Below are 15,872 nucleotides of genomic sequence, written 5' to 3' on the forward strand. Positions count from 1 at the left end.
CGCAAAACCCAATCCGAGGAGGACCGCCGGCAAACACGCACCGGCGATCGAAACTTCCAAACCTTATTGCAGACTTGCCCAGCAGGCGAACCCCTTGCGCTTCAGCGTCTTACAGGCATTCAGGGCCTTATCCTGATTGGCGAAACCACTGAAGCGCGCGCGATAGAGATGGCCGTCACCGCTGGCGAAGGCGACGGTAAAGGGCGTTGCGCCGCGCAGGGCTTTGCCGCCCTTGTCCTTGGCGTTTTCGAGCAGTGTCATTGCCTGGTCCTTGTCCGGCGTCGCGCCGATCTGAATGACCCAGCCGGCAGGCTTCGATTCGGTGGCGGAGACCGGCGTTTCGGCTGCAGGCTTGGCAACGGAATTGGTGATCTGGTTGTCGACAGTGGCGGCCGGGACCGGCGCAGCCTTGGCGATCTTGCGGCTCTGGGCTTCCAGCGTGTTCGGCACGATGTTTTCGCTCAGAACCGGGTTGGCACCGACCTTTGCCGGTTCGGCATAGGCGACTTCGATGCTCTGGGTGGTTTCGCCGCTGTAGCGGAAATCCGGAACAGGGCCGCTGTTGGGCAGGTTGAAGCTGCCGCCGGTCGCGGCAACTGCCGCCTCGGCCGGTTGTTCGACAGCTTGCGCCTGCATGGTCGGCGCATCAGCCGTCTGCGCAATCAGGTCACCGCCGCCGCGACGCGAGGCTGCCGGCAAATATTTGGCGACGAGGGCGCGCATCTGCGCGTCGCGAGCGGCGCCGGACTTGCCGCCGAGCACGACGCCCACGATGCTGCGGCCATCGGCCTGTGCCGATGTCACCAGGTTGAAGCCCGCAGCGCGGGTGTAACCGGTCTTGATCCCGTCGACGCCGCGAACATTGCCGAGAAGACGGTTGTGATTGCCGATCGTCTGCTTGCCGAAACGGAAGCTGCGGGTCGAGAAATAGGAATAATATTGCGGGAAATGCTGGCGAAGCGCGATGCCGAGGCGCGCCTGGTCGCGCGCCGTCGTCATCTGCGCGGTGTTCGGGAGGCCGTTGGCATTGCGGTAGGTGGTGCGGGTCATGCCAAGGGCACGGGCCTTGTTGGTCATGATACGGCCAAAGCGTTCCTCCGAGCCGCCAAGCAGTTCGCCGAGCGCGGTTGACGCGTCATTCGCCGAGCGCGTCACAAGGGCAAGGATAGCCTGTTCGACGGTGATCGAATTGCCGGCGCGTACGCCAAGCTTCGACGGCGGTTCGGCGGATGCGCGCTTGGAGAAGGGAACCGGCGTGCTCTTGCTGATCTTGCCGGCTTCAAGAGCCTCGAAGGTCAGGTAGAGCGTCATCATTTTCGTGAGGGAGGCCGGGTAGCGCAGGCTGTCGGCATCCTCGCTGTAGAGCACCTTGCCGGTCTTGGCATCGACCACGATACCGGCATATTGGGCCGCAGCGGCCGCGGAAATGGTCGTCAGCGACGCAGCCAACGAGACCAACAGCACCCGGCAAGCCCTCTGAAAGAATGGGGTGATGGTGCGTTGAACGGAACCGTTGAATATGGATTTGGACACTACACTAACTCTTCATTCTTTTTTCACAGATGTCGTCCGGGCGTGGCCTCCAGAAACGACTGTTCTCAGAACTCTATCGGGATAGCGTTACCAATCGGTTTATGATGAACGATTGGTTTCTGCATTCTGCCGCTTGAATTGCATTTCGGTACAAACAGCCGCAGCCGAGAAAATGACGGGCGACCGGGGAGGAGGGAATGTCATGGGGCGAGCTTGCTGTTCACGTAGTTGAGGACGGCCGTGTCGATGGCTTGCCAATGTGGCAGCAATTGGCTCGAAAAGCGGTAAAGCACAACAAGATCGTGGCCAGCGTGGATATCGCGCTGGCAATCGGCGCTGGTGGATGTTGCCGGAGTCTCAGGCAGGATGCAGCGCACGGCGTAGGGCGTGTCGCCGCCACGGTCCGCGGTGAAGAAAACTTCCTCGCCGTAGCCGGAGCTCTCTTTCATGGCGTGGCGTTGCAACCCGGCCGGGCCGGGCAGGGCGGTCCCGTCGAAAAGATGCTGGTAGATCGGTTCCAGCCGGCCGGACATGTCGCGCGACATCGTGCTCTGGGAAACTTGAAGAAAGATCAGCGATTCTGGGTGGTTGACGTTGTTGAAGAGGGTACGGGTGCCGTCGGTGTAACCCTGCATGCCGGGCCATGTGAGGTAGAGATCGGCGCGTTCGGCCGCACCGGTGCGGCGTTGCTCTTCGAAGCGGATCACGTTGGACGACAGCCGCAGGTGGTCCTGTCCGATGAAAATATCGTTGTTTTCGGTGCTCGTCGTATGTCCCGCCAGCGCCAGGTTTTCGCCATACCAGCGCCCTGCAACGCTGATGCTTGCGGTCAACAGGGCAAGGCTCGCGACAACCGCCGTCAGTCCATAGACAAAACGCGGCGAGATCAGTGGGCCGTGATCCTCGGCGGTGTCTGCAGGGTTGGCTGTCATCGGCGGGTCGCAACCTTGCTCTCGTTAACAGGCGGTATATGCTCCAGCCGAATGCGTGCCGAAACGAAATAGCCTGGGCGGCACGGAACTTGCTGGTTGGCAGGACAACTTAAACGCTGCCGCAACATGGTTAATTTTCAATGAATTTTATGATGATCTTCATTCTGCTCGCTGCCGGATTTGGCGTCTCCTTCATTGTTCTGGATGTCAGCCGCGTCGCGGGCCACCGTCACTGGCCGGCGTCGCATGATTTGGTGAGGAACAATTTCCGGCCGTTCGCCATCTTCCTTGCGCTGTTTGCCGGCCCTGCTTTGCTCGCACACGCGCTCCGGCGGATGCTGCTCTCCGGCGGCCTGCGAACCGGCGATGGTGTCGCTAGCGTTGTGATCGCCTGCGGCTGGGCCTGCTGCTACGGCGTAGTGGTTGTCGAGTGTGTGCGTCTTGCCGGACTGACGGCGCCCTGATTTTTTTCAGGGACAACTTTGCGCAACGAAAAGGCCGGTTCCGGGGACAGCGGAACCGGCCAAAAAGGGCCCAGGTCTGGGACGGGGATTGGGGACTGACCGAAGCCCTCTTCAGACGCGGGCCGGGCATCCTGAGCCGATCCGCGAATCTCTGATATTCGTGACGCCTACTGGGATACGCTGCCGACGGCGACGGTGCGGCCATCCTCGAGCTTTACCCACCGGCTGGAATTCTGCTCCGACTGCCGCTTGAGATAGGTGTATTCGGTCTCCGACCACAGCAGTACCTTGTTACGCATGTTGTCGAGGATGAAGTCGCCGCGATCGGTCCGCACGGTCAGCACCGCATGGCCGTCACCATTGGGTTGCAGGACGACCGTGATCAGGAGATCGGACTGCGAAAAGCCGGCCTGCATCAGCCGCTTGCGCTTCAAGAGCACATAGTCCTCGCAGTCGCCGACCTTGTCGGGATAGGCCCAATGCTCTTCGACGCCGTAGATTTCCTTGTCGGTCATCGGTGCCACCGCCTGGTTGACGTCGTAATTGACCTCAAGAATCGTCTTCCAGCCATCCCGGGTCAGCACCGCCGGTGCCCGGCTGCCCGGATTGGACCCGCATTCCTGCGGCAGGTTGCGGCAGAATTCGTAATGTCCGACCGGCGGATTGGTCGGGCCATCGGTTGTCATGTTGGCTGGAAAAGCGAGCGCCGAATGCGTGGCGACTGCAGAGAAGAGCGCGGCGACGAAGCCTGCCTTCAGGATTGTTCTGGTTGTCATGCGTGTCTCCCCGTTGTGGTTAGACAATGACACCGAGATTTTTATTGCTCGCGAAAATTGGAAGTAAAATAAAGTACAAAACTGATTTAAATAAGTATAAAACTCGAATTTAACTTGAATAAAACTTGACGTGCATTTGATTCAAATGCGAGTAAATTTTGATCGATTTTCCGCGCACATACCGGCGGTTAAGCGATGGGAAACCATTTATCCAACGGAAAAATCGAGGCTTTCTGGACGTCTCATCGGTGATGGACGGAAAGAGACGCAATGTCGGCACGAATGGCGGCAGGGTCGGACCGGCGCGGTCGTGTCCAGGATAGACTTTGTTTACCAGGATGATTGCTGGTTTTGCCCCGACATCCCTGTAAAAAGAGGGAATTATTTTTTTCTGGCACGAAAAAAATGCGGCCGAATGATGAGATTCAAATAAACGAGACGCTTGCAAGGTTGGAAATGTGCCAAATCGGGACGCTCCGGCGTGTCTTCTGGCGCCGGGCGTGATTTTCTGCTTGAGTATGGCGGTGGGATTGGTTGGCGCTGCGGTCGCAAAGACTGCCCCTGCGGGTGTCGGAGCGCGCGCGATCTTGGGTGGTGGTTGAAGGCACCGCTGAGATGCGGCTCGCCATGTTCGACGGGGGCTAGAGAAACTCTCTCAGCGCTTCACGCGACTGGATCCCGAGGAATTCGATTGCCATGCCTTCCTGGAAATGGCGCACGACGCGGCCCTTCATGCTGCCAAGCAGGACGGCCGTGCCAAGCGGCAGGCGGGTTTCGATGTCGACGGCGGCGCCGGACAGCGACAGGTCGATGATGCGGCAGACATATTTGCTGCCGTCGTCGAGCGTGACTTCGGTGCGGGTCTTGCGCGGCGCAAGGCGATCATGCCGCCGGTCTTCCGGCAGGCCAAGCTCGTGCTTGTTGGCAATCCAGGTCAATTGGGCGGCGAGCTTTTCGCGCTTTCGGTCGGTGGCATTGATCTGGATGACAAAGGCGTTTTCGGCAAGCCGCGAAACGGTGCCTTCAAGCCGGCCGACATGGTCGACATAGGCGATGATGCGCTCGCCGGTGCGCGGCCGCGCGTCGCAGGTGAAAAGAACGTCGCCTGGTGACATGTCGATCGCGGTGCATTCGAACTCGTCGTGGTTCGCAAGCATGAGCCGGCCGGTGAGGTTCACCGAAACGCGTTGAAACGCGCCTTCGTTGTGCTGCTTGGGCCCGGCAGTCTGCGCTTGCTGAAACGAATACATGACCACACTTATGCGATGTCCATCCGGGTCATAGCTTTACACTCTTCCGGTTAACAGAAGGTTTTTCCTACCTACGGTTGCTTGGCGGTCGGCTAATCGCGCCGGCCGCCTTCGAAGACGCGCAGGTGAAGGACGCGCCGGATGGCGCCGGACAGGCTGGTGTCCGCAGCAGGGCGCGGATGAGAGGGCCGGGAGGTTGCAGGACGGTTCTGCAGCAGCACGCCGGCCGCGTCCATATCGAGCCGGCGCATTGCGCCAAGCTCGAGGAAGTTGACGGGGGTAGCCCCGAGCCAATGCGGCCGCGATAGCGGAACGAGCGCGCCGATGATGCGATCGACGCGGCCTTCGGGTGATTTCAGCGGCAGCAGGACAAGTTCGCTCGCCAGGGGATCGGCCGCGCCGGCGATGGCCGCTGCCGTCAGGACGACGGGTGCCTTTTGTGCCATCACGTCGCCGGCGATCCGCTCGATCCGGGTGGTCTGCTCGCCAAGCCACAGCGCGTCGAATCTTGAGCCACGCAGTTCGCGGGCAAACAAAGCGCAGATGCGCGTACCGGCCAATCGGAAACGGATTTCCCCCCTTGGTGTTTTTTCCAGGATGAAGAGGTCCGGCAGAATGTGCCGGACATGAGCAGGCTCGATCTGGCCGCGGGCCGGAACGTCGCGATGTCCGCGCAACTCGTCCCAGTAGGCGTAGATCTCGATTGTCGTTTTGCTGCGCATTTCCTTATTCCATTCTAAACGCTCTGTACCGCTTTGGCACAACTGGCGGCGGAAACTGGCCCCGCAGGAATTACGTTGCGAATTCCGTGCCACGCGGGAATTAAGGTTAATATTTGGTTTAGATTGAAAGCCGCGGGCGCCGGTGGCATTCAAGGCCATCACTTCACGAAGGGTTGCCTTCGGCACACCAATTCAGGGCTCGGGGTTTTTGGGGGCTCACCGGCCGTTCAGTTTTTCACTGGACGGCCTTTTTTTCGTCTGATGCTTTCTGGACAAGCAGGGATATCAAATCCAGGCGAAATCCGCGCGAAGATGCCGCGCTTTTGGCACGCGTGTGAATCGTATAGAGCGAGGAACCAGCGATGCGGCAGCGGATGGTACCGCGGAAGGAATTGTGAGCAGCATGACAGACCAACCGGACGGCGTGACGCCGCCGCAGGATGCCGAAATGGAAAGGCCGGTGCGCGTGCGCGAACCGGCATTCAATCTGCCTGCGGGCCTGGTCGGCATCCTGGCGGTCCTGGTCGCCATTCACGCGGTGCGCACCTATCTGCTGCCGCAGTGGATTGATGACGAACTGATCTTCAACTTCGCTTTTCTCCCGGCTCGCTATGCGCATTCGCTGGCCGATCAGAGCCTCGCCTGGATCTGGAGCCCGATCACCTATTCGTTCCTGCACGGCTCCTGGGAACATCTGATTTTCAACGGCTTCTGGATGGTCGCCTTCGGGGCGCCCGTCATTCGCCGGATCGGTATGATACGCCTTGCGATTTTCTGGTGCCTGTCGGCCGTGGCCGCTGTTGCCCTGCACATCGCATTCCACTGGGGCGACATGGCGGTTGTCGTCGGCGCCTCAGGCGTCGTTGCCGGGCTGATGGGGGCAGCGGCCCGCTTCGTCTTTTCTCCCAGTGGCCGCATCAGCCGGCAGTTTGCCCATCTGAACCGCCGCCTGACGATTGGCGAGGCGCTGGCGAACCGCTCCGTGGTGGTGTTTGCCGGTATATGGTTCCTGACGAATTTCCTGATCGGCCTTGGCGTCTTTGCTTTCGGCGGCGCCGCAAGCATTGCCTGGGAAGCGCATATCGGCGGTTTCCTGTTCGGTTTCTTTCTCTTTGGCCTTTTCGATCCGCGCAATTGACCTTGGAAAGATTGACGATCTCGCCGACGGCGCTTGATTTTCCCCAAGCCGTAGCGCACCATTCCTGTCCGAGGGCAGCCGATCAAGGGAGAGCGATTGGCGGCCGGATGGGCAAATAGCGCGACAGGAATGACATCTGTCTTGCGGATTGGTCCCCAACCGGAAAGGCGCGCCATGCGCGTTTGCGGTGTGCCACTATCCCGGTCAGACGAGGTCGCTGAAACGGGAGGTCGTGAATGTCAGTCACTGCAATTCTCAATGAAAAGGGCCGTCAGGTTTACACGGTCGATCCGCACTCGCTGGTGCGCCAGGCAGTCCGGTTGCTCCATGAACACCGCATCGGCGCCATCGTCGTCGTCAAGCCTGGCGACCGGATCGCCGGCATTTTGACCGAGCGCGACGTGGTCGCCGCGATGGACAAGTACGGTGCCGCATGTCTGGACAAGCCGGTTTCCTCGGTGATGTGGTCCAAGGTCCATCGGTGCACGGAAGAGATGAGCATCCACGACATCATGGAAATCATGAACAACATGCGTGCGCGCCATCTTCCGGTCGAAAAGAACGGGCGCCTCGTCGGCATCGTTTCGATCGGCGACGCCGTGCGCCATCATGTCCGCGCAATCGAAAGCGAGGCCGAGCACATCAAGGCCTATATTGCCGGGCAGGACGGCAAGACCGTCCACTTATAGCGCGGCAATCCGGACGGCGCGGCGAAGCGTTGGGTCCCAACGCTTCGCCTGCGGCTTGGAATCGCCGCTACAGCGCCACGCGGCAAACATGCCGCGCAAATGACGCTGTAGTCCTTTGAAACTGCGGTAGCTAGCCGCGGACCATGACGTCTTGAAGCCGCTTGAGCTCGTTGAGCCTGGCCTTCGTTTCATGATAGCCGCGATCGATGGCTTCGCCGGCGCGGTGAAATTCCGACAATCCGATGTCATTCAGCTTGGGGTGCAGCGCCAGGTCCGGAGGATCGCCGGCAAGGCGTGCGCGCGAGATGCGGTCCTGAATGATATTGAAGGCCTGGACCATGACGCTGGTCATGCCAAGGCGCGTCGTCGGGTGGGGCGCCGGCTGACTGTCGAGCGCCTGGTTGTCGGCGCGATGCTTGATCACGGCGGAGCGACCATAGAGATCGTAATTGAGGTTAACGGCGACGACGAGTTGCTGCTCGTAGGCGCGGCAGACCGATACCGGCACCGGATTGACGAGCGCGCCATCCACCAGCGTGCGGTTGTTGCACTTGATCGGTTCGAAGATGCCGGGCAACGCATAGGAAGCGCGGATCGCGGTGATCATCGAACCCTCGCCGAGCCAGACTTCATGGCCGGTATTGACCTCGGTCGCGACTGCGACAAACGGCCGGTCGAGGCTTTCGATGGATATATCCTGCAGATGTTCCTGCATCCGCTTCGTCAGGCGCAAGCCCCCGAACAGGCCTCCGCCGCCGATGGCGAAATCGAGCAGCCCGGCAATGCGGCGCATGGTCAGGGAGCGCGCAAAGGTCTCGAGTTCATCGAGTTTTCCGGCAAGATAGCAGCCGCCGACCAGCGCGCCGATTGACGTGCCGGCGATCATGCCGACTTCGATGCCTTCTTCGTCCAGCGCCTTGAGGACGCCGATATGGGCCCAGCCGCGTGCGGCACCGCCGCCGAGGGCGAGAGCGATCTTGGATTTTGCCGGCTTGATTGATTCGGAAGGAGGTGAGGTCAGAGCGTGGGAAGGACCACCGGGCGCCGATGCGTCTGCCGTGATCCCGCTTCGATTAAATGTCCAGTTCAACATCCGGCACCTCCATGCCGCAGAACGCACTGTTACAAGCCGTCACGTCTCGCATTGCTGCGTTGCAAGCGCATCCGGTAGACACAATCTACATCGGACCCTCTGTGGCCGGTGTTTCCGACGGAACGCGTCCGAATGTTGAGATTACGCTCCCAGTCTGGTTGCGAAATCGTGAATCACCCAAGAAACTGATCCAAAAAGCGTCAGATGCTTAATTTTTGCCGTAGACGCTGTCCGGAGGGAAATGAATTTCGGTATCAACAATGTTAAGCGTCGTGACGCCGTCCTTCGCGTCAATCCTACGATAGAAGCAGGAGCGGCGGCCGGTGTGGCAAGTCGCATCATGACCGGAAACGAGAACCTTCAGCCACAATGCGTCCTGGTCGCAATCGGTACGCAATTCCACAACATTTTGTAGGTTACCGGAGGTTTCGCCCTTCTTCCAGAGGCTTTTGCGCGAACGGCTGTAATAGTGGGCGATGCCGGTCTCGATGGTCAGCGCCAGCGCCTCGGCGTTCATATGGGCGACCATCAGCAGGACGCCGTCCTTGGCATCGGTAACGACGGCGGTGATCAGTCCGTTGCTGTCGAAACGGGGCGTGAAGGCTGAACCCGTTTCCAGTTCTGCCTTGTCGGCGGGCGGCGGGGCAAATTCGAGCGTCATGGGAAAGCTCCGGGTGAAGGAGCTTACTTGAAGCCCCTGAGCAAGGTCATGAAGCGGGCCTGTTCGGCAGGCTCGGTCTTGAAGACACCGGTAAAGGTGGTGGTCAGCGTTGTCGAGCCCTGCTTTTGAACGCCGCGCATCGCCATGCACATATGTTCGGCCTCGATCATCACGGCAACGCCGCGGGGCTGCAGCGTTTCGTCGATCGCCCTGGCAATCTGTGCCGTCATGGTTTCCTGCGTCTGCAGGCGGCGGCCATAAATGTCGACGACACGGGCGATCTTGGACAGGCCAAGCACCTTTCCATCAGGCAGATAGGCGATGTGCGCCTTGCCGATGATCGGCACCATATGGTGTTCGCAATGCGAGTAGAACGGGATGTCCTTGACGAGCACGATGTCGTCATAGCCGCCAACTTCCTCGAAGGTGCGTCCAAGCACGTCCTCGGCGGCGAGCTCGTAGCCTGAGAACAGTTCCTTGTAGGCCTTGGCAACGCGGGCGGGCGTATCGAGAAGCCCTTCGCGCTGCGGATCGTCACCGGCCCAGCGCAGCAGGACACGAACGGCCTCCTCAGCCTCCTTCTGGCTCGGTCTGCCATCGGTGGCAGGCAGGGCAGGAAAATTCTTGACTATGGCGTCCATAATGGCCCCTTGATGTAACCTGGGTTACTTGACGTTTATCTTTTCGGACAACTCGCCACTGGCCATTTACCTGACGCTTGCAGGCCTGGTTACCGTCGGCGGGCTCCGGGGCTTTCAGATTGACAGAGGTTAAGGGCTCTGGATCATCCGGCACGGTTTCCCAAACAACAGGCGACCGTTCGCTCTTGCGAACCTGTCGCCTCCACACGACATACCATATAATATGCCGAGATACATGTGAAAGGGGCGCAGGCGGAGACACTGTGTTTTTTTCCCGGATACGTTAGAAAATCATGCGCGGATTGCCTGAAAACGCGCAAAATCAACCGGATCACGTCGAATGATGGATGAAATCTACAATAGCAGGATTCTCGAGTTCGCCGGCAATATCCCGCGAAGCGGCAGGCTCGAGCATCCCGATGCCGAGGCGAGCGCACATTCCAAGCTGTGCGGCTCAAGGGTCCGCATCGGCTTGAAAATGGAGGGTGATACCGTCAGCGATTTCGCCCACGAGGTGAAGGCATGTGCCCTGGGGCAGGCTTCCTCATCGATCATGGCGCGTCACGTTGTCGGTGCCACAGCCGGTGAAATCCGTCAGGCGCGGGAGGACATGCTGGCCATGCTCAAGGCGGACGGCGAGGGGCCATCGGGGCGTTTCGAAGACATGCGGTTCCTGAAACCGGTGAAGGACTACAAGGCCCGCCATGCCTCCACCATGCTGACCTTCGATGCGGTGGTCGATGCCATCAGACAGATCGAGGCGGCCCGTCTCGTCAAGGCTGTGGTGTGAAATGTGCGGCGAGCCGGGATGCCAGGAGCACGACGTTCAGGCGGTTCATCGGGCCTATTCCGGTCGCAACTATGCGGGGCCGTTTCGCAAGACGCCCGGGCGGCTCTTCGGCATGGCGTTCATCCGGCTCTATCAACTGACGCTCTCCGGCTTCATCGGCAATTCTTGCCGGCATATCCCCACCTGTTCGGAATACGGCTATGAGGCCATCGCCCGCCACGGTTTCTGGCCGGGCGGCTGGATGACCCTGTTTCGTGTCATGCGCTGCGGGCCGGGCGGCACGAGCGGGCTGGACCCCGTGCCGGTGAAACTTGACGCAACCAAACATTGGTGGACGCCGTGGCGTTACTGGCGCCCGGGCGCTGCGAAGAGCGGCACTGCCACAAAATGACGACCTACGTCGCCCTGCTGCACAGCATCGTTCTCGGTGGCGGACGCCGCGTCGTCATGTCGGACCTGCGGGCGACTGTCGAAAGCATCGGCTTCCGATCGCCGCGCACGCTGGTCGCCACCGGCAATCTGGTCTTCGAAGCCGACAATGAAGCTGTGGCCGACGTGGAAGCGGCGCTGGAAACGGCCTTCACTCGCGATTTCGGCAAACATGTCGATATCATCGGACGCTCGGCCGAAGACTGGATTGCGCTTGCCGCCGGCAACCCGTTTTCGGATGCCAGCGCGTCGGAGGCACCAAACATTATCGTGCGTGCGATGCGCACGCCATTGAGCAGGGATGTTCTGCCGGGCTTGCAACGGCACTCCACCAACGGCGAGAAAATCCGCATCGTCAATGGTGATCTCTGGATTCATTTCCCCGCCAAGCCAAGCACATCAAAGCTGGTTTCGGCGCTGACCACGAAGCGCCTTGGCATCGGCACGCTGCGCAACTGGAATACCGTGCGCGGCCTGCGGGATATGATCAGCGCCTGATCGAGCCTGTTCTTTACTCTGGTGCAAAAACGCTTTATCACCCGCGCGTCAATTTGCCGGGTCTCCGGCCATCAACACCACCCGCATTCGTTGGCGGGACTGGACAAGGAAGAAATCATGCCTGACGCTGTTTCCCTTACATTTCCCGATGGTTCCGTCCGCGGTTACGCCGCCGGCACGACGGGCCGTGACGTCGCCGAATCTATCTCCAAGTCGCTTGCAAAGAAGGCCATCGCGATCGCGCTGGATGGCGAATTGCGCGACCTGTCCGACCCGGTCGTGGCCGGCAAGTTTGAGATCGTCACCCGCGAGGACGCCCGCGCGCTGGAACTGATCCGCCACGACACGGCCCATGTGATGGCCGAAGCCGTCCAGGAGCTGTGGCCGGGAACGCAGGTTACCATCGGTCCGGTGATCGAAAACGGCTTCTACTACGATTTCGCCAAGGACGAACCCTTCACGCCCGACGATTTGCCGAAGATCGAAAAGCGGATGAAGGAGATCATCCAGCGCAACAAGCCCTTCACCAAGCAGGTCTGGTCGCGCGACAAGGCCCGTCAGGTGTTTGCCGACAAGGGTGAGAAGTACAAGGTCGAGCTGGTCGATGCCATTCCGGAGAACCAGGACCTGAAGATCTACTATCAGGGCGACTGGTTCGATCTCTGCCGCGGGCCGCATATGGCGTCCACCGGCCAGATCGGCAACGCCTTCAAGCTGATGCGCGTAGCGGGTGCCTATTGGCGCGGGGATTCGAACAATCCGATGCTGACCCGCATCTACGGCACGGCCTGGCGCACGCAGGAGGAGCTCGACCAGTACCTGCATATTCTGGCCGAAGCCGAGAAGCGCGACCATCGCCGTCTCGGCCGCGAGATGGACCTGTTCCATTTCCAGGAAGAAGGCCCGGGCGTCGTCTTCTGGCACGGCAAGGGCTGGCGGATCTTCCAGACGCTGGTGGCCTACATGCGCCGCCGCCTGGCCGGCACCTATCAGGAAGTCAACGCGCCGCAGGTGCTCGACAAGTCGCTGTGGGAAACCTCCGGCCACTGGGGCTGGTACCGCGACAACATGTTCAAGGTGACGGTCGCCGGCGACGATACCGACGATGATCGGGTCTTTGCGCTGAAGCCGATGAACTGCCCGGGCCACATCCAGATCTTCAAGCACGGCCTGAAGTCCTACCGCGAACTGCCGATCCGGCTTGCCGAGTTCGGCAACGTCCACCGCTACGAGCCCTCCGGCGCGTTGCACGGCCTGATGCGCGTGCGCGGCTTCACGCAGGACGATGCGCACGTCTTCTGCACCGACGAGCAGATGGCGGCCGAATGCCTGCGCATCAACGACCTCATCCTCTCGGTCTATGAGGACTTCGGCTTCAAGGAAGTCGTCGTCAAGCTCTCGACCCGTCCGGAAAAGCGCGTCGGCGACGATGCTCTGTGGGACCGCGCCGAAAGCGTGATGATGGAGGTGCTGAAGACCATCGAAGCCCAGTCGGAAGGCCGCATCAAGACCGGCATCCTGCCGGGCGAGGGCGCCTTCTATGGTCCGAAATTCGAATATACCCTCAAAGATGCCATCGGCCGCGAATGGCAGTGCGGCACGACGCAGGTTGACTTCAACCTGCCGGAGCGCTTCGGTGCCTTCTACATCAACCAGAATTCGGACAAGCAGCAGCCGGTGATGATTCACCGCGCCATCTGCGGATCGATGGAGCGCTTCCTCGGCATCCTCATCGAGAACTTCGCCGGCCACATGCCTCTGTGGATTTCGCCGCTGCAGGTCGTCGTCGCGACCATTACCTCGGAGGCCGACGACTACGGCCGCGAAGTCGCCGAACTGCTGCGTGATGCCGGGCTGAACGTCGAGACCGATTTCCGCAACGAGAAGATCAACTACAAGGTCCGTGAGCATTCGGTGACCAAGGTACCGGTGATCATCGTCTGCGGCATGCGCGAAGCGGAAGAACGCACCGTCAACATCCGCAGGCTCGGGTCGCAGGCGCAAACGTCGATGACGCTCGACGAGGCGATCGCCGCGCTCGTCTCGGAGGCAACGCCGCCGGATGTGAAGCGGAAGGCGCAGCAGCGGAAAAAAGCCGCGGCCTGACCTTTAGCCGCGTGGCGAATGATGACGGGCGGGAGGTTCGCGCCGGCGCGGACCTCCCGGCGCCTGTCAGAAAACTGTAACGCTCGCGGACTATCCGATTGAGCTCCAGGCTGCGGCACCGAATAAGCGCCGCCGGACGAAATTCAAAAAGCTTCTGTGCTGCGTTCGCCGGACGCGCCTTTGACGGAACGAGGGACAACGTGCAGTTCAAGGAACTGTCCTACGCCAATGAGAATGATCGGCGGCTGAAGCGTTGGTTCATCCGCGCGATGGAAGGGCTTGCAGGGCGCAATCGCTATGGCAGGCTCTACAATCAATGGCGCCAAAATGTCGTCGGCAGAAGCGATCGGGTTTTCGGCGAGATGCTGGAACTGATCGATGTGCGCCTGCGCATCGATGGCGAATGGCCGCCGCGCCATCTGCCGGATACGCCGATCGTGATCGTCGCCAACCACCCCTTCGGCATTGGCGACGGCATCGCCGTCTTGTCGCTCGCCGAACAGCTCGGCCGTCCGTTCCGGGTGCTGATCAACAATGAGCTGATGAAGGTGCCGGAGATGGCGCCTTATTCGCTGCCGATCTCGTTTGAGGAAACCAGGCAAGCGCTGGCGCTCAATATGCAGACGCGCCACGAGGCGGTTCGTCTCTTGAAGGAGGGCGTAACGCTCGTCGTTTTCCCGGCCGGAGGCGTCGCGACGGCCAGGCGGGGCTTTGGCCGCGCGGAAGATCTTCCTTGGAAAATGTTTCCGGCAAAACTCATCCAGGCCGCCAGGGCGAGCGTCATCCCGATCTATTTCGAGGGCCAGAACGGCCGGCTGTTTCATCTTGCCAGCAAGGTATCGATGACGTTGCGCATTTCGCTGCTCATTCGCGAGTTTCGCCGGCTTTCCGGGACGACGATCTCGTCGCGCATCGGCATCTTGATCGCCTGGGAAGAGCTCAGCGCGATTGCGGACCGTAAGGATATCCTGACGCGGATTTATCAGGCCGTCTTTTCCATGGCGCCGCCGCGTCGACGGTCTCTCGGCAAGGCCGTTTCCTGACAGAGACGCTCAATCCTGCGCGTCCGCCGCCCCGTTGGCCGCCGGCTGCGATCCCTTGTCGTCCAGCAAGACCTCGACATCGGTATTGACGCCAGCCTTCACTGTGAAATCCCGCTGGAAAATCTTCTCGTTGTTGCGGGCAATCGCCGTATAGCCGCCCTCGGCGAGAACCAGCGTCGGGAAGGCGCCGACGCTTTCGCTGACGACGTCGCCGGAAGAGGTGAGGATCGACCAGGCGGTATCGGCGATCGCTTCGCCGCCCGGTTCCGATACCAGCTTCAGGGTCAGCTTCGCGGCCCGGTGCTGGATCGTCGCTTCGGTCAGTTTTCCTGCCTCGATCTGGATATCGGCGCGAATGACCGCATTGACCGAACCGTAGTTGGACACCACGTGATAGGTGCCGGTGTTCAGCCGGACCACGGTGCCCGGCTTGACGTCGGCGACGACGAGCGCACGCTCGCCATCTTCCTTCTCGTCTGCGGAAAAAATCGAGAAGCTCAGTTCACCCGGGGGAATGCGCACATCGCTGCCGGAGACCGCGTTCAGCATGACGCCGCCGGCGTCTAGAACGAGGACCTGCTTTTCAACCGGGCCTGCCTCCGCGATCTTGATCTTGCGGGTCGCGCCGGCGCGTCCGAAGGCAACGTTGACGAAATATTCGCCGGGAATAAGCTGGAATGCCGCCGAGCCGCCTTCCGAAGTCGCCAGAAGCGGCAGCTTGCCGTCTGAGCCGGGGATGGGGCTGAAAACGCGCCAGGTGAGGCCCTGTTCGACCGGCTTGCCCTTTTCGGTCAGCAGCGCTTCAAGCCGTATGTCCTTGGCGCTTACGCCTTGCGTCACCGCTTCGGGACCCAACGGATTGAAGCTGTTGAGCTTCGGCATCTTGTGCGGCGAGGCTATGGCCGGGAAGCTCTTGAATGGATCCGCAAGATCTTCGGCGCGTGACGCGGGACCACCGGTGACAGTGAAAACGACTGCTGCAAGGACTCCAAGAAACTGACCGGTCGTGATGCGCATGAGGGAGTTGACTTCCTGAGTGTGTGGCTCCACTTGAAGCGCCGGTATGGCAATTTCGTGGCTGCCCCTTTGATGCGAAATGCGATGGCG

Annotated in this window: 17 protein-coding genes; 8 read left to right on the top strand and 9 right to left on the bottom strand. The window is 60.6% G+C overall.

Translation table 11 applies throughout. The features are described from left to right. Positions 1-63: 63 nt before the first annotated feature. Positions 64-1,533, bottom strand: coding sequence for an SPOR domain-containing protein (locus A3AY_RS0107680; RefSeq protein ID WP_018325097.1), 1,470 nt, complete (start codon positions 1,531-1,533; stop codon positions 64-66). Between the two features lie 200 nt (positions 1,534-1,733). Then, positions 1,734-2,465 carry a hypothetical protein gene (locus tag A3AY_RS0107685; RefSeq protein WP_018325098.1) on the bottom strand — a complete coding sequence of 244 codons (732 nt, stop codon included), beginning with the start codon at positions 2,463-2,465 and terminating at the stop codon, positions 1,734-1,736. A gap of 140 nt (positions 2,466-2,605) precedes the next feature. On the opposite strand from A3AY_RS0107685, the gene A3AY_RS0107690 reads away from it, so the two are divergent. Next, positions 2,606-2,929, top strand: coding sequence for a DUF6949 family protein (locus A3AY_RS0107690; protein WP_018325099.1), 324 nt, complete (start codon positions 2,606-2,608; stop codon positions 2,927-2,929). A gap of 167 nt (positions 2,930-3,096) precedes the next feature. On the opposite strand, the gene A3AY_RS0107695 is transcribed toward A3AY_RS0107690, so the two are convergent. From A3AY_RS0107695 to A3AY_RS0107705, 3 genes are all read right to left on the bottom strand, one after another. Then, on the bottom strand, positions 3,097-3,705 hold the full coding sequence (locus A3AY_RS0107695; protein ID WP_018325100.1) for a transglutaminase-like cysteine peptidase: 609 nt from the start codon (positions 3,703-3,705) through the stop codon (positions 3,097-3,099). 641 nt (positions 3,706-4,346) lie between these two features. Beyond that, positions 4,347-4,955: a PilZ domain-containing protein gene (locus A3AY_RS0107700; RefSeq protein ID WP_018325101.1), complete on the bottom strand. Its 609-nt coding sequence runs from the start codon at positions 4,953-4,955 to the stop codon at positions 4,347-4,349. Positions 4,956-5,047: 92 nt separating this feature from the next. Further along, positions 5,048-5,677, bottom strand: coding sequence for a PAS domain-containing protein (locus A3AY_RS0107705; RefSeq protein ID WP_018325102.1), 630 nt, complete (start codon positions 5,675-5,677; stop codon positions 5,048-5,050). Between the two features lie 403 nt (positions 5,678-6,080). On the opposite strand from A3AY_RS0107705, the gene A3AY_RS0107710 reads away from it, so the two are divergent. Both A3AY_RS0107710 and A3AY_RS0107715 read left to right on the top strand, forming a co-directional pair. After that, a complete protein-coding gene (locus tag A3AY_RS0107710) occupies positions 6,081-6,815 on the top strand; it encodes a rhomboid family intramembrane serine protease (RefSeq protein ID WP_018325103.1) in 735 nt (244 codons plus the stop codon). A gap of 236 nt (positions 6,816-7,051) precedes the next feature. After that, entirely contained in the window at positions 7,052-7,504 is a 453-nt protein-coding gene (locus A3AY_RS0107715; protein WP_018325104.1) for a CBS domain-containing protein, read from the top strand. 130 nt (positions 7,505-7,634) lie between these two features. Here A3AY_RS0107715 and A3AY_RS0107720 read toward each other — a convergent pair whose 3' ends face one another. From A3AY_RS0107720 to folE, 3 genes are all read right to left on the bottom strand, one after another. Further along, positions 7,635-8,597 carry a patatin-like phospholipase family protein gene (locus A3AY_RS0107720; RefSeq protein WP_018325105.1) on the bottom strand — a complete coding sequence of 321 codons (963 nt, stop codon included), beginning with the start codon at positions 8,595-8,597 and terminating at the stop codon, positions 7,635-7,637. Between the two features lie 208 nt (positions 8,598-8,805). Further along, positions 8,806-9,258, bottom strand: coding sequence for a phosphoribosyl-AMP cyclohydrolase (gene hisI / locus A3AY_RS0107725; protein ID WP_018325106.1), 453 nt, complete (start codon positions 9,256-9,258; stop codon positions 8,806-8,808). Between the two features lie 23 nt (positions 9,259-9,281). Continuing rightward, on the bottom strand, positions 9,282-9,899 hold the full coding sequence (gene folE, locus A3AY_RS0107730; RefSeq protein WP_018325107.1) for a GTP cyclohydrolase I FolE: 618 nt from the start codon (positions 9,897-9,899) through the stop codon (positions 9,282-9,284). Between the two features lie 340 nt (positions 9,900-10,239). On the opposite strand from folE, the gene A3AY_RS0107735 reads away from it, so the two are divergent. From A3AY_RS0107735 to A3AY_RS0107755, 5 genes are all read left to right on the top strand, one after another. After that, a complete protein-coding gene (locus tag A3AY_RS0107735; protein ID WP_018325108.1) occupies positions 10,240-10,689 on the top strand; it encodes an iron-sulfur cluster assembly scaffold protein in 450 nt (149 codons plus the stop codon). A 1-nt stretch (position 10,690) separates the two neighbouring features. After that, positions 10,691-11,080 carry a membrane protein insertion efficiency factor YidD gene (gene yidD, locus A3AY_RS0107740; protein WP_018325109.1) on the top strand — a complete coding sequence of 130 codons (390 nt, stop codon included), beginning with the start codon at positions 10,691-10,693 and terminating at the stop codon, positions 11,078-11,080. Further along, complete coding sequence (locus tag A3AY_RS0107745) at positions 11,077-11,616, top strand: DUF1697 domain-containing protein (protein WP_018325110.1); 540 nt, start codon at positions 11,077-11,079, stop codon at positions 11,614-11,616. The genes yidD and A3AY_RS0107745 overlap by 4 nt, the downstream gene beginning before the upstream one ends. A 117-nt stretch (positions 11,617-11,733) precedes the next feature. After that, positions 11,734-13,722 (top strand): threonine--tRNA ligase, encoded by a 1,989-nt coding sequence (gene thrS, locus A3AY_RS0107750; protein WP_018325111.1) that lies wholly within the window; start codon positions 11,734-11,736, stop codon positions 13,720-13,722. Positions 13,723-13,922: 200 nt separating this feature from the next. Then, complete coding sequence (locus tag A3AY_RS0107755) at positions 13,923-14,765, top strand: lysophospholipid acyltransferase family protein (protein WP_018325112.1); 843 nt, start codon at positions 13,923-13,925, stop codon at positions 14,763-14,765. A gap of 9 nt (positions 14,766-14,774) precedes the next feature. On the opposite strand, the gene A3AY_RS0107760 is transcribed toward A3AY_RS0107755, so the two are convergent. After that, positions 14,775-15,782 (bottom strand): hypothetical protein, encoded by a 1,008-nt coding sequence (locus A3AY_RS0107760; protein WP_018325113.1) that lies wholly within the window; start codon positions 15,780-15,782, stop codon positions 14,775-14,777. Positions 15,783-15,872 lie beyond the last annotated feature (90 nt).

It is taken from the genome of Rhizobium giardinii bv. giardinii H152 (assembly GCF_000379605.1).
GTDB lineage: Bacteria > Pseudomonadota > Alphaproteobacteria > Rhizobiales > Rhizobiaceae > Pararhizobium > Pararhizobium giardinii.

Excerpts from the sequence above, each read along its gene's own strand:
- A3AY_RS0107685 (WP_018325098.1), bottom strand. The coding sequence starts at position 2,465 with ATGACAGCCAACCCTGCAGACACCGCCGAGGATCACGGCCCACTGATC.
- A3AY_RS0107690 (WP_018325099.1), top strand. The coding sequence starts at position 2,606 with ATGAATTTTATGATGATCTTCATTCTGCTCGCTGCCGGATTTGGCGTC.
- A3AY_RS0107695 (WP_018325100.1), bottom strand. The coding sequence starts at position 3,705 with ATGACAACCAGAACAATCCTGAAGGCAGGCTTCGTCGCCGCGCTCTTC.
- A3AY_RS0107700 (WP_018325101.1), bottom strand. The coding sequence starts at position 4,955 with ATGTATTCGTTTCAGCAAGCGCAGACTGCCGGGCCCAAGCAGCACAAC.
- A3AY_RS0107705 (WP_018325102.1), bottom strand. The coding sequence starts at position 5,677 with ATGCGCAGCAAAACGACAATCGAGATCTACGCCTACTGGGACGAGTTG.
- A3AY_RS0107710 (WP_018325103.1), top strand. The coding sequence starts at position 6,081 with ATGACAGACCAACCGGACGGCGTGACGCCGCCGCAGGATGCCGAAATG.
- A3AY_RS0107715 (WP_018325104.1), top strand. The coding sequence starts at position 7,052 with ATGTCAGTCACTGCAATTCTCAATGAAAAGGGCCGTCAGGTTTACACG.
- A3AY_RS0107720 (WP_018325105.1), bottom strand. The coding sequence starts at position 8,597 with ATGTTGAACTGGACATTTAATCGAAGCGGGATCACGGCAGACGCATCG.
- hisI (WP_018325106.1), bottom strand. The coding sequence starts at position 9,258 with ATGACGCTCGAATTTGCCCCGCCGCCCGCCGACAAGGCAGAACTGGAA.
- folE (WP_018325107.1), bottom strand. The coding sequence starts at position 9,899 with ATGGACGCCATAGTCAAGAATTTTCCTGCCCTGCCTGCCACCGATGGC.
- A3AY_RS0107735 (WP_018325108.1), top strand. The coding sequence starts at position 10,240 with ATGATGGATGAAATCTACAATAGCAGGATTCTCGAGTTCGCCGGCAAT.
- yidD (WP_018325109.1), top strand. The coding sequence starts at position 10,691 with ATGTGCGGCGAGCCGGGATGCCAGGAGCACGACGTTCAGGCGGTTCAT.
- A3AY_RS0107745 (WP_018325110.1), top strand. The coding sequence starts at position 11,077 with ATGACGACCTACGTCGCCCTGCTGCACAGCATCGTTCTCGGTGGCGGA.
- thrS (WP_018325111.1), top strand. The coding sequence starts at position 11,734 with ATGCCTGACGCTGTTTCCCTTACATTTCCCGATGGTTCCGTCCGCGGT.
- A3AY_RS0107760 (WP_018325113.1), bottom strand. The coding sequence starts at position 15,782 with ATGCGCATCACGACCGGTCAGTTTCTTGGAGTCCTTGCAGCAGTCGTT.